The following is a 15885-nucleotide window of genomic DNA, read 5'->3' on the forward strand; positions in this document are numbered from 1 at the left end:
GTTATATCATGCAAAGCAGTTCGTAAATCATCGGTTCACTGGGGAGGAGACCAGGATGAGTTTGACGATCGACCGCCGGCAGTTGCTTGCCGGCATGGCGGCCACGCTCGCTTTCAGCGGTATCGGGCTTTCACGCGCCAATGCGGCAACCGCAATGCGCCTTCTTTGGTGGGGATCGAAGGAGCGAAGCGACCGTACGTTTGCAGCCGTAAAGGCCTATCAGGCGAAGAACCCGGATATCACCATCGCCGGCGAATCCTTTGGCTGGGACAGCTATTGGACGCGTCTGGCAACGCAGACCGGGGGCGGCAATGCGCCCGACCTCATCCAGATGGATTATCGCTACATCTTCGAATATGCCCGCCGCGGCGCGCTGCTCGACATGACGCCCTATCTCGGCAAAAGCCTGGCGATCGAGGATTTCGGCGCCGCCAATATCGATTCCGGCAAGGTCGACAACAAGATCTATGGCGTCAGCCTCGGCGTGAATTCCTCGATGGTGGTCGTCAATACGGCGGCCTGGAGCGAAGCCGGCGTCGAGCCGCCGCATGATGGCATGACCTGGGAACAGCTCGGCGACGCCTGCGCCAAGGTGACATCAGCCAAGAAGCGGCGCGGCTTCTACGGCACGGCGGATGCGAGCGGCGGGGAGCCGGCCTTCGAATGCTGGCTGCGCCAGCGCGGTAAGGCGCTCTACACGGCCGACGGCAAGCTGGCCTTCGAGGCCAAGGATGCCGCCGAATGGTTCGATTTCTGGGGTCATATGCGCAAGATCGGCGCCTGCGTGCCGGCCGACGTCCAGGCGCTGGATCAGCAGACCCTCGAAACCGACATGCTCGTGACCAAGAAGGCAGCTGTCAGCTACGCTCATTCGAACCAGTTCGTCGCCATTCAGGGGCTCGTCAAGGAAAAGGTCGATCTCGTCTCCTATCCGGTCGATGCCGGCGGCAAACCCGGCCAGTACCTGAAACCTTCGATGCTGATGTCGGTTTCGGCAACATCCGCAAACAAGGACGCCGCCGTCGCCTTCGTCAATTACCTGGTGGAGAACTCGGACGGCGCAAAGACGCTCGGCGTCGAGCGCGGCGTTCCCGCCTCGCCGAAGATCCGCGATCTGCTGACGCTGGATCTGGATGAGACAAGCAAGAAAGTGGTCGATTATATCGGCCGGCTGACGTCGCGTGTCGGAGCACTGCCGCCGTCTCCACCCAATGGCGCTGGCGAGAATTCATTCCTGCTGAAGAAGATCGCCGAGGAGGCGGCTTTCGGCAAAACCAGCACACAGGACGCTGGCGCGAAATTCACCGAACAGGCAGCAGCAAACATTACGCGAGGCTGATATCGTGGGTACACACAGCAAGAGCGTTGCCGGCGGCTTGGCCGTCGGCGCGCGCGCGCCATTGCGCGTGGAAACCGCCTACAAGGCGCCGAGCGCGTTCGCGCGCAACGCACCCGGCTATCTCTTCCTTCTGCCGTGGTTCATCGGCTTCTTCGGACTGACCCTCGGGCCGGCGATCGCCTCGCTCTATTTGTCCTTCACCGACTATAATCTGCTCCAGGCGCCGAACATGGTCGGGCTGGACAACTACGTGCGGATCGCGACGGCAGACGACAAATTCCTGTCGTCGATGAAGGTGACGCTGTTCTACGTCGTCTGTTCCGTGCCGCTAAAGCTTGCCTTCGCGCTGCTGGTGGCGCTGCTGCTCAACCGTGGCATCAAGGGCCTGCCGGTCTACCGCGCCATCTTCTACCTGCCGTCGCTGCTCGGCTCCAGCGTTGCCATCGCGGTGCTGTGGCGGCAGATCTTCGACGCTGACGGCATCGTTAACACCCTGCTCTGGTACGCCTTCGGCATCAACGGGCCGAGCTGGATCTCCAATCCGGACTATTCACTCTATACGCTTGTCATTCTCGCCATCTGGCAGTTCGGATCGCCGATGATCATTTTCCTGGCCGGCTTGCGCCAGATCCCGACCGATCTCTATGAAGCCGCCAGTCTCGACGGCGCCTCCAAGGTGCGGATCTTCTTCAAGATCACCCTGCCGCTTTTGACGCCTGTCATTTTCTTCAATGCCGTGGTCCAGACGATCGACGCCTTCAAGGCCTTCACACCGGCCTACGTCATTTCCTCCGGCACCGGCGGACCGATCGATTCGACGCTGTTCTACACGCTCTACCTCTACCAGGAAGCCTTCGGCTATTTCCGCATGGGCTATGCCGCGGCACTCGCCTGGGTCCTGGTTGCTATCATCGCCATCTTCACCGCCTTCTCCTTCCTCTCCGCTCGTTATTGGGTTCACTACGATGACTGACGCGAAGCTCACCCATTTTGCCGAGGACATGAAGCCGCCGCGCGAGCGCCCCTGGTTCTTCTCCGTCCTCATTCACATCGCCCTCGTCGCCGCATCGATCGTGATGCTCTATCCGCTGCTGTGGATGCTTTCCGGCTCGATCAAGGACCAGAACGAGATCTTCGGCACGGCATCGCTGATCCCCTCGCACTTCGATTTCAGTTCCTATGCCCGCGGCTGGTTCGGCGGCCAGGTCACCTTCGGCAAATTCGTCTGGAATTCGGCCGTCATCGCCGTGCTTTCCGTCCTCGGCAACGTCATTTCCTGTTCGCTGGCGGCCTATGCCTTCGCGCGGTTGAGCTTCTGGGGCAAGAATTTCTGGTTCGCCCTGATGCTGGGCACGCTGATGCTGCCCTATCACGTCACGCTGATTCCGCAATATATCCTCTTCCTGAAGCTCGGCTGGGTGAAGACGATGCTGCCGCTCGTCGTGCCGAAATTCCTCGCGGTCGACGCCTTCTTCATCTTCCTGATGGTGCAGTTCTTCCGCGGCATCCCGCGCGAGCTGGACGAGGCTGCGATGATGGACGGCTGCAGCCCGTGGCGCATCTACTGGCGCATCATGCTGCCCCTGTCGCTGCCGGTGCTGGCAACGGCCGCCATCTTCTCCTTCATCTGGACCTGGGACGATTTCTTCGGGCCGCTGATCTATCTCTCGGATATCAATACCTACACCGTGCAGCTCGGCCTGCGCTCCTTCGTCGATTCCACCGGAAGTTCCGACTGGAGCAGCCTGTTCGCCATGTCGAGCCTGTCGCTGATCCCGGTCTTCCTGATCTTCCTCTTCTTCCAGAGGCTGCTGATCGACGGCATCGCCACGGCAGGCCTCAAACGCTGATACGAGCCGCGCGGTTCCGAACGCCCAAGATTTGGGACCGCATCTTAGAAACCCATTGAAAGGAAATGTCGCATGAGCGCGCTGCGCTTTGCCGCCATCGGCCTCAATCACGATCACATCTACGGCCAGGTCAACGTCATGCTGCGTGCGGGCGCAGAGCTGATCGCATTCCATGCTATCGAGGATGACCTTGCAGCCGTCTTCGCCGAGCGCTTTCCGCAGGCGAAACGGGTTGCCGACAAAAGGGAGATCCTTGAGGATCGCTCGATTGCTCTCATCGTCAGCGCCGCCGTTTCCAGCGAGCGCGCCGGCCTTGCCATCGAGGCTATGCGCCACGGCAAGGACGTGATGCTCGACAAGCCGGGCATGGTGACGCTGGATCAGCTCGCGGAAGTCAAAAGGGTGCAGGCCGAGACTAAGCGCATCGTCTCCATCCTCTATTCCGAACATTTCGAGACGGCATCGACCGTCAAGGCCGGCGAGCTGGTGAAGGCCGGCGCCATCGGCAAGGTCATCCACACGACGGGCCTCGGGCCTCACCGGCTGCGCAAGCCGACCCGGCCGGACTGGTTCTTCGACCGCAAGCGCTATGGCGGCATCATCACGGACATCGCCTCGCACCAATGCGAGCAGTTCCTGTTCTTCGCCGATTCCCTTGAGGCCGAAGTGCTGTCGGCGACGGTGTCCAACCGGGCCAATCCCGAAACACCCGGGCTGCAGGACTATGGCGATTTTCACCTGCGCACGCCCGACGTCACGGGCTATGTCCGCGTCGACTGGTTCACGCCGGACGGTCTCCCCACCTGGGGGGATGGCCGCCTCTTCATTGTCGGCACCGAAGGCACGATCGAGCTGCGCAAATATATCGACGTCGCCGGCCGGCCCGGCACCGATCATCTCTTCCTCACCGACCGCAAGGGCATGCAGCATATCGACTGCACCGGCTTCGACCTGCCCTACGGCCGCCAGCTTGCCGCCGACATAAGAGACCGTACCGAAACGGCGATGGGCCAGGAACATTGCTTCAAGGCCATGGAGCTGGCGCTGAAGGCACAGGCGCTCGCCGAGGCAACATCGCTCAACAGCATTCAAAGGTAATCTCGATATGTCCGACATCAAGAAAGTCGCGATCATCGGCCTCGGCATCGGCCGCTCCCACATCGTCGAAGGCTATCTGCCGCATTCGGACCGTTTCGAGGTCGCGGCTCTCTGCGATCTCAACGAGGAACGCCTGAATGCCGTCGGCGATGAATTCGGCATAGGCAGGCGCCTCAAGGATTTCTCCGAAGTCCTCAACATGCCTGATATCGACATTATCGACATCTGTACGCCGCCCGGCTCGCATTTCCAGCTGATCATGCAGGCGCTGGCTGCCGGCAAACATGTGGTCTGCGAAAAGCCGCTCGTCGGCTCGCTCGCCGATGTCGATGCCGTCATCGCGGCCGAGAAGACAGCCAAGGGCCGGCTGATGCCGATCTTCCAGTATCGCTATGGCGACGGCATCCAGAAGGCCAAGCGCATTATCGCTTCAGGCATTGCCGGCAAGCCCTATGTCGCCACCTCCGAAACCCATTGGGTGCGTGGCGCCGATTATTACGCGGTCCCCTGGCGTGGCAAATGGGATACCGAGCTCGGAGGCGTGCTGATGACGCATTCGATCCATTTGCACGACATGCTCACCTATCTGATGGGACCGATCGCGGGCCTCTTCGGCCGCGTTGCCACGCGCGTCAACGATATCGAAGTGGAGGATTGCGCCAGCGCCAGCCTGCTGATGGAAAACGGCGCGCTCGCCACCATCAGCGCCACGCTCGGCTCGCAGGAGCAGATCAGCCGCCTGCGCCTCGCCTTCGAAAACGTGCTTATCGAAAGCAACCACGAGCCCTACAGCCCCGGTCAGGACCCTTGGAAGATCGTGCCCGCCAATGACGAGATCGGCGCGAAGATCGATGCGCTGCTTGCCGATTGGTCACCGATCCCGAACCGCTTCAACACGCAGATGAAGCTATTCCACGAAGCGCTGGTGTCGGGTGGCTCGCTGCCGGTGACGACAGCCGATGCCCGCCAGGCGCTGGAGCTGGTCACAGCCTTCTATGAATCATCGGAAACCCGCGCCGAAGTCCGCTTTCCCGTCGGGCCGGAAGCCAAGAAATACAAGAGCTGGAGGCCGTCATGAACGTTGCCCCGCGAGCCATCAGGACCAATAAGGAGGAAGCACCCATGGCGACAAGCGTCTCGCTGCAGAAGGTCATCAAGCGCTATGGCGAGCTTCAGGTGGTTCACGGCATCGATCTCGAAATCGAGCCGGGGGAATTCACCGTCTTCGTCGGCCCTTCCGGTTGCGGCAAGTCCACGCTGCTGCGCATGATCGCCGGGCTGGAACCGATTTCCGGCGGCGGGCTCTATCTCGACGGCAGCCGCATGAACGATGTCCCCGCCTCCAAGCGCGGCATCGCCATGGTGTTCCAGTCCTACGCACTCTATCCGCATATGAGCGTTTACAAGAACCTCGCCTTCGGCCTGGAAACGGCCGGCATGAAGAAGCATGAGATCCAGCCGCGCGTCGAAAAGGCCGCCGAGGTCCTGCAGATTGCGCAGCTTCTCCAACGCAAGCCGAAGCAGCTGTCCGGCGGCCAGCGCCAGCGCGTCGCCATCGGCCGCGCCATCGTGCGCGAGCCCAACATCTTCCTCTTCGATGAGCCGCTTTCGAACCTCGATGCCGAGCTGCGCGTGCAGATGCGCGTCGAGATCGCCCGCCTGCACCAGCGGCTCGGCAACACGATGATCTACGTCACCCACGACCAGACCGAGGCCATGACCATGGCCGACAAGATCGTCGTGCTCAACGGCGGCAAGATCGAGCAGGTGGGCGCGCCGCTGGAGCTCTACAACAAGCCGAAGAACAAGTTCGTCGCCGGCTTCATCGGCTCGCCGAAAATGAACTTCCTCGATGCGAAGATCGTCGCCTCCGACGACGGATCAGCGGTTATCGATCTCGCCGGCCAGACGGTACGCCTGCCGCGCCGGCTCGGCGGCCTCCAGCCCGGACAGCCCGTGACCCTCGGCGCCCGCCCGGAACATCTGAACGTCGGTGATCGCGGCCTGGCACTCGGCAACGCCCGCGTCGATCTCGTCGAGCACCTGGGCGGCCAGACGATCCTCTACGTCACCCTGCATGGCGGTCAGGCGCTGACGGTCGCGCTGGAGGATCAGCAGAGCATTCGCGCTGGAGAAACGGTCAGCATCCATATCGATCCCGAGCGCTGCCACCTGTTCGGTCCGGATGGCGTGACTTTGTAGTTGGGGCTAGCTGCGGGCACGGAGTTATCTCGCCCCTGGCGGGCGAGAAAGTAAAAACTTAGGATTAGGCGAGGGTTCATCCCTCGTCTAATTCTTAGTTTTTACAAGAGCGGGGGTAGGCAGGGATGCAATGAGCTTCCAGCATATCGGCGCGAGAAATCGACCCCCCGCTCTTGCAATTTCAATGGCTTAGAAATTGCGCTAGGCTTTTGAACATGCTGAACCTTCGGTGTCGCAATTCCTAAACCAGTGAAATTGCTTTCTCGCCCGCCAGGGGCGAGATAAGTCCCCGCATTTGCGGCGACTTGGTCAAACCTCGACAACCCGGCGGCTGCCGATGGTGCGAATCTGGCCGGATGGAATGACATCGGCCGGAATGCCCTCCCGCCGATGCAGCCGAAGCCGCCTGCTGCCCGGCGCCAGATGGAACCAGTCGTCTTCAGCCCGATAGGCTTCCAGATCGATCTGCACCGATTGCGCCAGCCGGTCGGTGCTCAGGTCAAGGAACCAATCCTCGCCCTCCTGCACTGCCGATACCGTGATCTCCGCATCGTGAAACGCCCTGGCTCGCCCAAGCGGAAAATAGAAGGCCTGAGCGATGACAGCGCCGGTCGCCGATGCCGTCAGCCGCGCCACAGTGACATCATGCGACGGCGGGCCGAAGCGGAAGGCATAGGTCGCATCGAAGAAGGCGCCGAAAAGATCAGTGCAGGCTATCTTTTGCTTGCCGCGGGCTTCAAGCACGAGATCGCGACCCCCGCCAACGACAATCTGGCGGCCATCGCGCAGGCAGGACACTTCGACCGTCAGATCAAGCGCCGCATCGCTCTCATTGATGACATGCACATCGAGACCGTTCGTGCCCTCGTCCATGAGCAGCACCTGCACCGGCCGGAAGGCGCGGCGCAGCGCGTACCAGACCGGCTTCGGCTCCCCGGTCGAATCGATAACGCCCCAGCCGGCGCCGGGAAGCAGGTCCTGCAGCGTCCAGACGAGTGCCCCGTTGCAGCCGGAACCATGACGCCGCCATTCGGCATAGGTCTCCTCGGCAATTTCGCCGGTCACGGCGCGTGAGAGGCTGAGATAGAGATCGGGATCTTCACGCCGCAACCGGTTGGGCTCGAAGCCGTAAAGCTCCTGGAGGTAATGATCGCGCACATCCTCGAAATCCCAGGATGCGCCGCGATCGCGCGGCACGCGCTCTTTCCATAGCGGGCTATGAACTGGAGGGACCGGCAGATGCTGGCCGAGCGTGCGGGCTTGCGGCACATGCGCGAACGCCAGGCTTTCGGCGGCAAAGCGAACGTCGGCGCGGCGCGCATCGGTGAGCGGCCGCATATAGGCGCCGACGCCGTAATAATGCGTGACGCCGGCATTCGGCGAAAACGGCATGGCGCCGCCCGACGGCGAATCGACCACATAGGGCACATCGGGCCGAAGCGATTGCACCAGCGGCGGGATGATCTCCTCGACAACAGGACTTTTCCAGAACTGTTCGGGCAGGCCCATCATCGCCGCTTGCTGATGGATCTCGCTGCCGCCGCAAAGGACAGCCAGCGACGGTGACAGGCGCGTGCGGTTCAGAAACTGCGAAACCTCCGCCTCGACATGGGCATTGAACGCCTTGTCGTTCTTCGGATAGTCGAAATTGGCAAACATGAAATCCTGCCAGACCAGCAGGCCGAGTTCGTCGCAGAGACGGAAGAATTCGGGCGTTTCGTAAGCCATTGTGCCGCCGATGCGGATCATGTTCATGCCGGCCTCAGCCGCCAGTCGCAGCCAGCGCTCGCAATCGTCGCGGCCGCCGGGCAGGCGAACGATGTCGGCCGTGGTCCACACAGCGCCCCGGCAGAAAATCCGCTCGCCATTGACGATCAGGGCGAAATCCTGACCGCCGGCACCGCGATCGACCGACAGCCGTCGAAAACCCGTCTGCCCGAGTGCGTGCTCGACGCCATCGATAACGAGCGCGACATCATGGAGCTGCGGCGCGCCATGCATATGCGGCCACCAGGGCGCTACGCCTGGAATTTTCAGGATGGCGGTGTAGCGGCCCGCGCCGCCCTTCTCGAAAGGCTGTTCGGCATCCCCGCACCGCAGCACCAGTTCTTCGACATCACCCTCGATCGAAAGCGAGGCATAGAGCCTGCCCTCGCCATTTTCGAGCATATCAGGCCGCAGCGAGAGATCACGAATAACGGGCGCGCTCGGCCGCAGCAGCGAAATCGGCCGCCACGGACCGACGGCATGCGCTTCCGGGCACCAGCCGGGCATATGACCAAGCAGCGTCGTGCGCACCATCCGCAGCCCCTGCGGCGTAATCATCTGCGGTCGCCAGCGGGCGCGAGGTCCCGGCTCGGAAAGCTTCGGCTCCAGCGCGCGGAAGCAGAGCGCCAGCTCGTCGCCGCCAAGCAAGGTGACGTCGATGTCATGGGCCTCGAACATGCTTTCGGAAACGAGGATCTGCTGGCCATTGAGGAAGACTTCGCAAAGCGTCGCCAGCCCCTCCAGCCGCAGGACGGCATCGCCGGCCTCGGCGTCCACCAGACGGCAAATGTACCAGGCATCGCGATCATGAAGAGGCTGGGGCTTCGTCCGTTCGAAACGCCCGGCCTTTTCCAGCGCCTCCGCCACCGTGCCCGGTACGGGTGCTGGCAGGAACCCTGATGTCAGCGGCACATCGGATGGCGAGATGCAGGTGCCCGCATCCGTCAATACCAGATTCCAACCTTCGCTCAGCCGCATACCGCCGCCGAGATCCGCCAAGCGCCCGCCCATGACATCTTCCGGGGATTTCCCCCGCCCCACTATTTCCAGAAATAACCCAGCCGTATCGCGATCGAACGGAAGCCGGTCAAAGCTTCCGTGCGAGCTCTCCCATCATGGAATCCCATGCATCGGCGGCCGGATCAAGCGCTGTGCGCAATGGCTCGAATTTCTTGCGCGTGATGGCGCGGGCAAGCTGGAACTGCACCGACTTCGCCGTTTCGGAAATCCTCCTCGCCTCGCCGGCCGCATCGGACATTTCAGCCGAGAGCCAATCGAAATGGCTGCCCGCCAGCTCGAAATTGGCGCCGAGCTGACGCAGCGTATTGAAGGCGTATTTATGGAAGAAGCCGAAAGGTCGTTCGGCAACCGCTTCCACCTGCACGGGGAAAACCTCGGCGAAGGCACGGATCGGATTGGCCCGCGGGCGACGGCGGAAATGGAAGGACAGGAGCTGCCGCGCCGTCTCGCGGATGGCGGCTTCGCTTGGTGACTTCTCGGGGAATTTCGCAAATTCCGTATAGGGCAGGAAGGGCAGGTCCTCATCCGTCAGATGCAGCTGGAACAGCCCGTCGAAATCCTCACCCGACAGGTGGAAGAACCCGCCATTGTGGAAATAATCGAGCGTGCGGCCCTCCATGTCGAGCCGGTTGATCGCCACCGTCGTCTTGCCGTGCTCGCGGCGATAGCCGACGCCCTGCGTGTCCGGCATGAAGAAGGAATCCATCTCCACCAGGCAGAGCCGGCCGCGGCCGATCTGCTCGGCGACATGGTTCTGCACCTTGTCATAGATCGCAAGCTCTGTGCAGCGGATACCGTAAAGCGCTTCCAGATCCTCAAGCGGTACCTTGAAGAAGGTGAATTGGTCGCCCTCGAAATCCTGGCCCACCGTGAAGCCGAGCATGGCCTCCGGCGGCAGTTTCAGGCTCGCGAGCACTTCGATCCAGAGATCGATGTAGCAGTTGGTCTCGGGCCACATGCGTTCGCTGTCATGCAACGCATGTGGCTTGTAAGTGGCGGGCTCCAGCCCCTGAAAGACGACGGCCATGGAAGGCTCAGCCCCACAGCGCCTTGCGCACACTCTCGGGCCATTCCTTGACGTCGAGACCGTGGGTGTGGAAAAGCGCCAGCGCAATGCGCTCCAGGCCGAAGCCGACGCAGGCGGTGTGCACCACGCTGCCATCGGCAAAGTTCAGGCCCCACTTCGTGCCGAACGCGTCCTGGTGATAGTTGAAGCTCATGCAGGCTGTGGGATTGGCGGTCGAGGTGATCGGAATCAGCAACTCGAACTTCAGGTTCTGGTCGCGCTGGTTGTTGGCGAGCATCTTGCCGGCGCGGCCGAAGAACGGGTCGTTGGCGACGTCGATGGTCACGTCGAGGCCGACGGCCTTCATCATCTCGACACCGCGATCCATCCAGCTCTGGCGGAAATCCGTCACATGCTTTTCGCTGCCCATGCAGACATATTCGCGCATGCGGAAAAGCTGCTGGCGGGCCGGATCCTTGGAGGGCTCGTGGCGGAAGCAATAGGACTGCAGGTCGAAGAGCGCGCCGTCGTCGGGCAATGCGCCGCGCTTGGCAACCGTCGGGTAGAGCGGATAGCAGGCCGCCGGCGTCAGCACGATATCGGTCGCCTGCTGATCCTTCGTCCAGTCGTCGCCGACTTCCATGCACTTCAACAGGCTCATATGATCGAGCTCGTTGCCGCAGAAGCTGTGCACGGTGCCGGCAAGCTGCGGGAAGCTCTTCATGTAACCGCTCGTTTCGAAGAAGGCGCGGTTCATGCCGGGCGGAAAGCGGATGGCTTCGGCGCCATCGGCGCCGCCGAACGTGTCGATCAGACGCTCGAAGGCGGAAATAACGTCTTCGAACTGGCCGCTGCGGCCATAGAGGCCGTCAACGCCGGTGTCGATCAGAAGACCGGATTCGAAAAGCCGGTCGAGAAACGAGGTCTGCATATCCATGGCGATTACCCCAACAGGCTGGTATCTTGTTTGTGGACGAGCAGCATGGTCGACGTATTGCCGAGGATGCGGTCGTTCGAGATCATCAATTGCGCCGAGTGCGCGTCGCGCAGGTGGCGGCCGAGGCTGTAGGGCGTACCGTTCTTGTAGCCCATGATGCCGCAGATCAGCATCGCGTGGTTGATGATCGGCAGGATCATCTCCGAGGATGCGATCTTGACGTTGTTCATCGCCACGGCAAAGGCCATCGACGACAGGCGGTCGGCATCGAGCTTCGCCTCTTCATAGGCCTTCAGCCCCGCGACCACATTGGACTTCACCATCTGCAGCATGCTGGAAGCTTCGGCGAGGCGCAGCGCGCCGGGCGGCGGCGCACCGGGGGATTTGCGGGCCGCGGCACGTACGAAGGTCTGTGCGCGGGAAACCGCGTCGGCGGCGATACCGTACCAGACGCCGCTCCAGAGGAGGTGTGAGCTTGCCAGCATCGATTGCGCGGCGATCTCGGCAAACGGCTTCGGCAGGATCTGCACGGCAGGCGCTTCGCCCTTGAAGAGGAAGCCGTCGGAGCAGGTGCCACGCATGCCGAGCGTATCCCACTCGACCGTGCGCTTGATCTCGTACTGGTCTTTCAGGAAGCAGCTGAGCACCTGATCGGAAGACGCCGCCTCGGCATGGCTGCGCGAGGTGATCAGAATGGCGTCGGCATGGGCGCCATAGGAGATGACGGTCGCATCCTTTTCGAGGTAGCAGGTGTCGCCTTCGACCTTGATGGCGCAGATGCTGTTGCGCAGGTTGCCGCCGATACCGCCCTCGGTCGTCGCCGAAGCCAGCAGCAATTGTTCCTTGGCGATGCGGCGCATGAACTCGCGGTGCCATTCGCTGTCGACGCCGTGTTCGACCAGGCTCGAAAGCTTGATCTGATGCATGGCGAAGACCATGGCGCTGGCGGCACAAGCCTGCCCGATAATCGAGCCGAGTTCGGCGATTTCGGTGATCGACGCGCCCTCGCCGCCGAGATCGACGGGAATCTGGATGGAGAGCAGTCTCTCGGCGCGCATTGCGTCGACAGCCTCGCGCGGGAACCGGCCCTCGGCATCGACGGCATCGGCGTGTTGGCTGGCGATCGCCGCGACGCGCGCGGCACGCACCGCCGCCCCCTCACCCGTCCCAACCTCAAGCAAAGCGACCGCCGCACTCATCATGCGACCTTTCTGCTGTCCAGGATCATGCCGACGGTTCTTTCGATTGCGGCAATGCTGGCGAAGGACTTGCGGTTCAGCAGGTTGTCGGGAAATTCGATGTCGAAGGCTTCCTCGATGCCAAGCATCAGCTGCACGGAGGCGAAGGAGGACAATCCCGCAGCATAAAGGTCGGCGTCGTCTTCGATCTGGTCGACGGCAACGGGAAGCGTACCGAACTTGGCCAGCAAATCGCGAATCGTCTTGTTCATAGTCTAGTCCCTTCTGGCAATGGCAAGCACAACCGAAGTCATGCCGTCTTATCGTTGGCCAAGAAGTAACAGGTAAAATAGAACATTCCGCTAAGCGACGTGGTAAATACAACCAACTTATACTTCATGGAAAATTGCTATATTCGACACTTACCTGATTGGAATTTACGATGCGTAAGCCATCTAACTCGCGGCCCAAGCATAAATATCGAAAATCACTAATATTAAGCAATGGCGATTTTTGGAATGTTGAGATGCGAAAGAAGGTTAACGCACCAAAATTCGCCGCCACGTTTTATTCAAAAAACGTCATAACAATCAGAGCGTCAGTGAAAGTATAAGCCTGCGGGACAAAGACCGTTAGCCTTCCGGCGGATAGATGTGCTCGCCGCCGCGATAGTCCGAAATCGAATAGCAGCCTTCGCGCAGCTCCCGCACCGACGTTTGCCCGATATCCGCCTTGCCATAGCCGCCGGGGATATCGAGAATATAGGTCGGTTGGCAAAGGCCGGAAATACGGCCGCGCAGTGCCGCGACGATCGCCTGGCCCTCGGCGATGGTCAGGCGGAAATGGCTGGTGCCGGGCGCAAGGTCGGGATGGTGCAGGTAATAAGGCTTCACACGCGTTTCGACGAAAGCCTTCATCAGCGCCGCCAGCACTTCCGGATCGTCGTTGACGCCCTTGAGGAGCACCGACTGGCTGACGAGCGCGATCCCGGCATCGACGAGCCGGGCGCAGGCAGCGCGCGCCTCATCCGTCATCTCACGCGGATGATTGGCATGCAGCGCCACGTAGGTGGTCTTGCCGCTCGCCTTCAGCGCCGCGATCAGCGCCGCATCGACCTTCAAGGGATCGACGACGGGAATGCGGGTGTGGAAGCGGACGATCTTCACATGATCGATGTCGGCAAGCTGCCTCAGAATATCTTCCAGCCGCCGAGGGGAAAGCACCAGCGGATCGCCACCCGTCAGGATGACCTCCCAGATCTCACTATGGTCGCGGATATAGGCAAAAGCGCCGTCGAGCGCATCCCCATCCAGCGTCCCGAGCCCCTGCGGGCCGACCATTTCGCGCCGGAAGCAGAAGCGGCAATAGACCGGGCAGACATGCACGGCTTTCAGGAGCACGCGGTCCGGATAGCGATGCACGACGCCCTCGACCGGGCTATGCGCGTGATCGCCGATCGGATCGGCCCTCTCTTCGGATGTGACGAGCAATTCGGCCGGATCGGGCACGAACTGCCGGGCGATGGGGTCGGCTGGATCGGCCGGATCGATCAGGCGAATGACCGATGGCGTCAGGGCGACGGCATAGCGCTCCGCCACCGCTTCGAGCCCGATCGCCTGATCCGCATCGATCAGTCCGGCACGCTCAAGCTCGCCGATGTTCCGGATCGGGCGCATGGAATTCATTGGTCGAACTCCGCAACCGGCGCCCACAGCACCTGCTCGATACGCGAGGCTCCGGTCGCCAGCATGACAAGCCGGTCGAAGCCGAGCGCAATGCCGCTCGCATCGGGCATGACGGCAAGCGCCTGCAGAAAATCCTCGTCCAGCGGATAGGTCTCGCCATAGACGCGCTGCTTTTCCGCCATCTCGATCTCGAACCGGCGTCGCTGCTCCTTGGCATTGGTGAGCTCGCCGAAGGCATTGGCAAGCTCGACGCCGCAGGCATAGAGCTCGAAGCGTTCGGCAACGCGGTGATCCCCAGCCGAAGGCCGGGCAAGGGCCGCCTCGGAAACGGGATATTCGTCGAGGACCGTGGCGCGGCCGAAGCCAAGATTGGGTTCGATCTTCTCGACCAGCACCCGGCTGAAGAGATCCTGCCACAGATCGTCGTCGGCAACGCGAATGCCCGCCTGGCGCATATCCGCCGCCAGACGCTCGCGATCCGTCGACCCGTCGAGGCCGATGGAGGCAAAGAGATCGATGCCGGCATAGCGCTCGAAGGCGTCAGCGACGCTGATACGCTCGGGCGTCAGGAACGGGTCCGTCTCGGCACCGCGATAGCTTAGCTTCTTTGCACCGACCGTCTCGGCCGCCAGCGCCAGAAGCGCGGCGCAATCGGCCATCAGTGCCTCGTAGCTCTCGCCTGCCCGGTACCATTCGAGCATGGTGAATTCCGGATGGTGCAGCGGCCCGCGCTCGCGATTGCGGTAGACATGGGCGAAACAGGCGATGCGCTCCTCGCCCGCCGCCAAAAGCTTCTTGCAGGCGAATTCCGGCGAAGTGTGCAGATAAAGAGGCGAGGCCCTGCCGTCGGTCGTTAGCGCCTCGGTCTCGAAGGCATGCAGATGCGCCTCGTTGCCGGGCGACACCTGCAGCGTCGCCGTATCCACCTCGATGAAGTCGTTGCGCGCGAAGAAAGCCCGCAGCGCCACCTGAATGGCATTGCGGCCGATGAGGAACGGCCGCCGGTCCGCATGGACATTGCGGGTCCACCAGGGGGACGCTTTGCTCGTCTTCGGCTTCATTCCTAGCTTTCTTCAGGACACCAGCCGCCTTAGGGGTGGCAATTTCCATTAATTTAGGGTAGTTGCGCCCCCAAGCAAACAAAAGCTGCGTCTCGGAGAGCATTTCGACAGTCCCTCTACGACGCAAAACGCAGCGTTACAAGGAAGTCTTATGGTCAAGGTCATCGCCTCTTCCGTCCGCAAGGGCAACGTTCTCGACGTCGACGGCAAGCTCTACGTCGTTCTCACCGCCGCGAACTTTCATCCGGGCAAGGGCACGCCGGTCACCCAGGTCGACATGCGCCGCATCGTCGACGGCGTGAAGGTCTCCGAACGCTGGCGCACCACCGAGCAGGTCGAGCGCGCCTTCGTCGAAGACGTGAACTTCCAGTACCTCTATGAAGACGGCGAAGGCTTCCACTTCATGAACCCGGCCAACTACGACCAGGTCGTCGTCGACGTCGACACCATGGGCGACCAGAAGGCTTACCTCCAGGAAGGCATGACCTGCGTTCTGTCGATCCACGAAGGCATTCCGCTGGCACTCGAACTGCCGCGTCATGTCACGCTGGAAATCACCGAAACGGAACCGGTCGTGAAGGGCCAGACGGCATCGTCTTCCTACAAGCCCGCCATGCTGGCGAACGGCGTGCGCACCATGGTGCCGCCGCACATCAACGCCGGCACCCGCGTCGTCATCGCCACGGAAGACAATTCCTACGTCGAGCGGGCCAAGGATTGAGCAATTCCAGGAAAACTGCGC

The 15885-nt window shown here is 61.8% G+C and carries 14 protein-coding genes; 7 read left to right on the top strand and 7 right to left on the bottom strand.

Going from position 1 to position 15885, the window contains the following annotated elements:
• Positions 1 to 55 precede the first annotated feature (55 nt).
• The 6 genes from CCGE531_RS18680 to ugpC all read left to right on the top strand — a co-directional run bounded on the left by CCGE531_RS18680 (position 56) and on the right by ugpC (position 6489).
• Complete coding sequence (locus CCGE531_RS18680; RefSeq protein ID WP_120666045.1) at positions 56 to 1339, top strand: ABC transporter substrate-binding protein; 1284 nt, start codon at positions 56 to 58, stop codon at positions 1337 to 1339.
• Positions 1340 to 1400: 61 nt separating this feature from the next.
• Positions 1401 to 2312, top strand: coding sequence for a sugar ABC transporter permease (locus tag CCGE531_RS18685; RefSeq protein ID WP_245459181.1), 912 nt, complete (start codon positions 1401 to 1403; stop codon positions 2310 to 2312).
• A gap of 28 nt (positions 2313 to 2340) precedes the next feature.
• Positions 2341 to 3189, top strand: coding sequence for a carbohydrate ABC transporter permease (locus CCGE531_RS18690; RefSeq protein WP_205586506.1), 849 nt, complete (start codon positions 2341 to 2343; stop codon positions 3187 to 3189).
• A 72-nt stretch (positions 3190 to 3261) separates the two neighbouring features.
• Positions 3262 to 4287 carry a Gfo/Idh/MocA family oxidoreductase gene (locus CCGE531_RS18695; RefSeq protein WP_120666051.1) on the top strand — a complete coding sequence of 342 codons (1026 nt, stop codon included), beginning with the start codon at positions 3262 to 3264 and terminating at the stop codon, positions 4285 to 4287.
• A 7-nt stretch (positions 4288 to 4294) separates the two neighbouring features.
• A complete protein-coding gene (locus CCGE531_RS18700) occupies positions 4295 to 5365 on the top strand; it encodes a Gfo/Idh/MocA family oxidoreductase (protein WP_120666053.1) in 1071 nt (356 codons plus the stop codon).
• A 44-nt stretch (positions 5366 to 5409) separates the two neighbouring features.
• Complete coding sequence (gene ugpC, locus CCGE531_RS18705; protein WP_120666959.1) at positions 5410 to 6489, top strand: sn-glycerol-3-phosphate ABC transporter ATP-binding protein UgpC; 1080 nt, start codon at positions 5410 to 5412, stop codon at positions 6487 to 6489.
• A 309-nt stretch (positions 6490 to 6798) separates the two neighbouring features.
• Here the strand turns inward: ugpC and CCGE531_RS18710 are convergent, their stop codons facing one another.
• The 7 genes from CCGE531_RS18710 to epmA form a co-directional block, all read right to left on the bottom strand.
• Positions 6799 to 9267 (bottom strand): glycoside hydrolase family 2 protein, encoded by a 2469-nt coding sequence (locus CCGE531_RS18710; protein ID WP_120666055.1) that lies wholly within the window; start codon positions 9265 to 9267, stop codon positions 6799 to 6801.
• 76 nt (positions 9268 to 9343) lie between these two features.
• On the bottom strand, positions 9344 to 10303 hold the full coding sequence (locus CCGE531_RS18715) for a DUF1839 family protein (RefSeq protein ID WP_120666057.1): 960 nt from the start codon (positions 10301 to 10303) through the stop codon (positions 9344 to 9346).
• 7 nt (positions 10304 to 10310) lie between these two features.
• The gene (locus tag CCGE531_RS18720; RefSeq protein WP_120666059.1) at positions 10311 to 11219 is read right to left on the bottom strand and encodes an amino acid--[acyl-carrier-protein] ligase; all 909 of its coding nucleotides are present in this window, start codon (positions 11217 to 11219) and stop codon (positions 10311 to 10313) included.
• A 5-nt stretch (positions 11220 to 11224) separates the two neighbouring features.
• Entirely contained in the window at positions 11225 to 12418 is a 1194-nt protein-coding gene (locus tag CCGE531_RS18725; protein ID WP_120666961.1) for an acyl-CoA dehydrogenase family protein, read from the bottom strand.
• Entirely contained in the window at positions 12418 to 12669 is a 252-nt protein-coding gene (locus CCGE531_RS18730) for an acyl carrier protein (RefSeq protein ID WP_112336202.1), read from the bottom strand. Before CCGE531_RS18730 ends, CCGE531_RS18725 begins: the two co-directional genes overlap by 1 nt.
• Before the next feature lie 360 nt (positions 12670 to 13029).
• A complete protein-coding gene (locus CCGE531_RS18735) occupies positions 13030 to 14082 on the bottom strand; it encodes a lysine-2,3-aminomutase-like protein (protein ID WP_120666061.1) in 1053 nt (350 codons plus the stop codon).
• Positions 14079 to 15143 (bottom strand): EF-P lysine aminoacylase EpmA, encoded by a 1065-nt coding sequence (gene epmA / locus CCGE531_RS18740; RefSeq protein WP_120666063.1) that lies wholly within the window; start codon positions 15141 to 15143, stop codon positions 14079 to 14081. The genes CCGE531_RS18735 and epmA overlap by 4 nt, the downstream gene beginning before the upstream one ends.
• Before the next feature lie 151 nt (positions 15144 to 15294).
• On the opposite strand from epmA, the gene efp reads away from it, so the two are divergent.
• Entirely contained in the window at positions 15295 to 15864 is a 570-nt protein-coding gene (gene efp, locus CCGE531_RS18745) for an elongation factor P (RefSeq protein WP_120666065.1), read from the top strand.
• Positions 15865 to 15885 lie beyond the last annotated feature (21 nt).

Origin of the sequence: Rhizobium sp. CCGE531, assembly GCF_003627795.1 — a bacterium.
GTDB lineage: Bacteria > Pseudomonadota > Alphaproteobacteria > Rhizobiales > Rhizobiaceae > Rhizobium.

Bases quoted from the DNA above. Each gene is read 5' to 3' on its own strand.
- CCGE531_RS18725 (WP_120666961.1), bottom strand. From the start codon at position 12,418: ATGAGTGCGGCGGTCGCTTTGCTTGAGGTTGGGACGGGTGAGGGGGCG.
- ugpC (WP_120666959.1), top strand. From the start codon at position 5,410: ATGGCGACAAGCGTCTCGCTGCAGAAGGTCATCAAGCGCTATGGCGAG.
- CCGE531_RS18695 (WP_120666051.1), top strand. From the start codon at position 3,262: ATGAGCGCGCTGCGCTTTGCCGCCATCGGCCTCAATCACGATCACATC.
- CCGE531_RS18680 (WP_120666045.1), top strand. From the start codon at position 56: ATGAGTTTGACGATCGACCGCCGGCAGTTGCTTGCCGGCATGGCGGCC.
- CCGE531_RS18710 (WP_120666055.1), bottom strand. From the start codon at position 9,267: ATGGGCGGGCGCTTGGCGGATCTCGGCGGCGGTATGCGGCTGAGCGAA.
- efp (WP_120666065.1), top strand. From the start codon at position 15,295: ATGGTCAAGGTCATCGCCTCTTCCGTCCGCAAGGGCAACGTTCTCGAC.
- CCGE531_RS18690 (WP_205586506.1), top strand. From the start codon at position 2,341: ATGAAGCCGCCGCGCGAGCGCCCCTGGTTCTTCTCCGTCCTCATTCAC.
- CCGE531_RS18720 (WP_120666059.1), bottom strand. From the start codon at position 11,219: ATGGATATGCAGACCTCGTTTCTCGACCGGCTTTTCGAATCCGGTCTT.
- CCGE531_RS18735 (WP_120666061.1), bottom strand. From the start codon at position 14,082: ATGAATTCCATGCGCCCGATCCGGAACATCGGCGAGCTTGAGCGTGCC.
- epmA (WP_120666063.1), bottom strand. From the start codon at position 15,143: ATGAAGCCGAAGACGAGCAAAGCGTCCCCCTGGTGGACCCGCAATGTC.
- CCGE531_RS18715 (WP_120666057.1), bottom strand. From the start codon at position 10,303: ATGGCCGTCGTCTTTCAGGGGCTGGAGCCCGCCACTTACAAGCCACAT.
- CCGE531_RS18700 (WP_120666053.1), top strand. From the start codon at position 4,295: ATGTCCGACATCAAGAAAGTCGCGATCATCGGCCTCGGCATCGGCCGC.
- CCGE531_RS18730 (WP_112336202.1), bottom strand. From the start codon at position 12,669: ATGAACAAGACGATTCGCGATTTGCTGGCCAAGTTCGGTACGCTTCCC.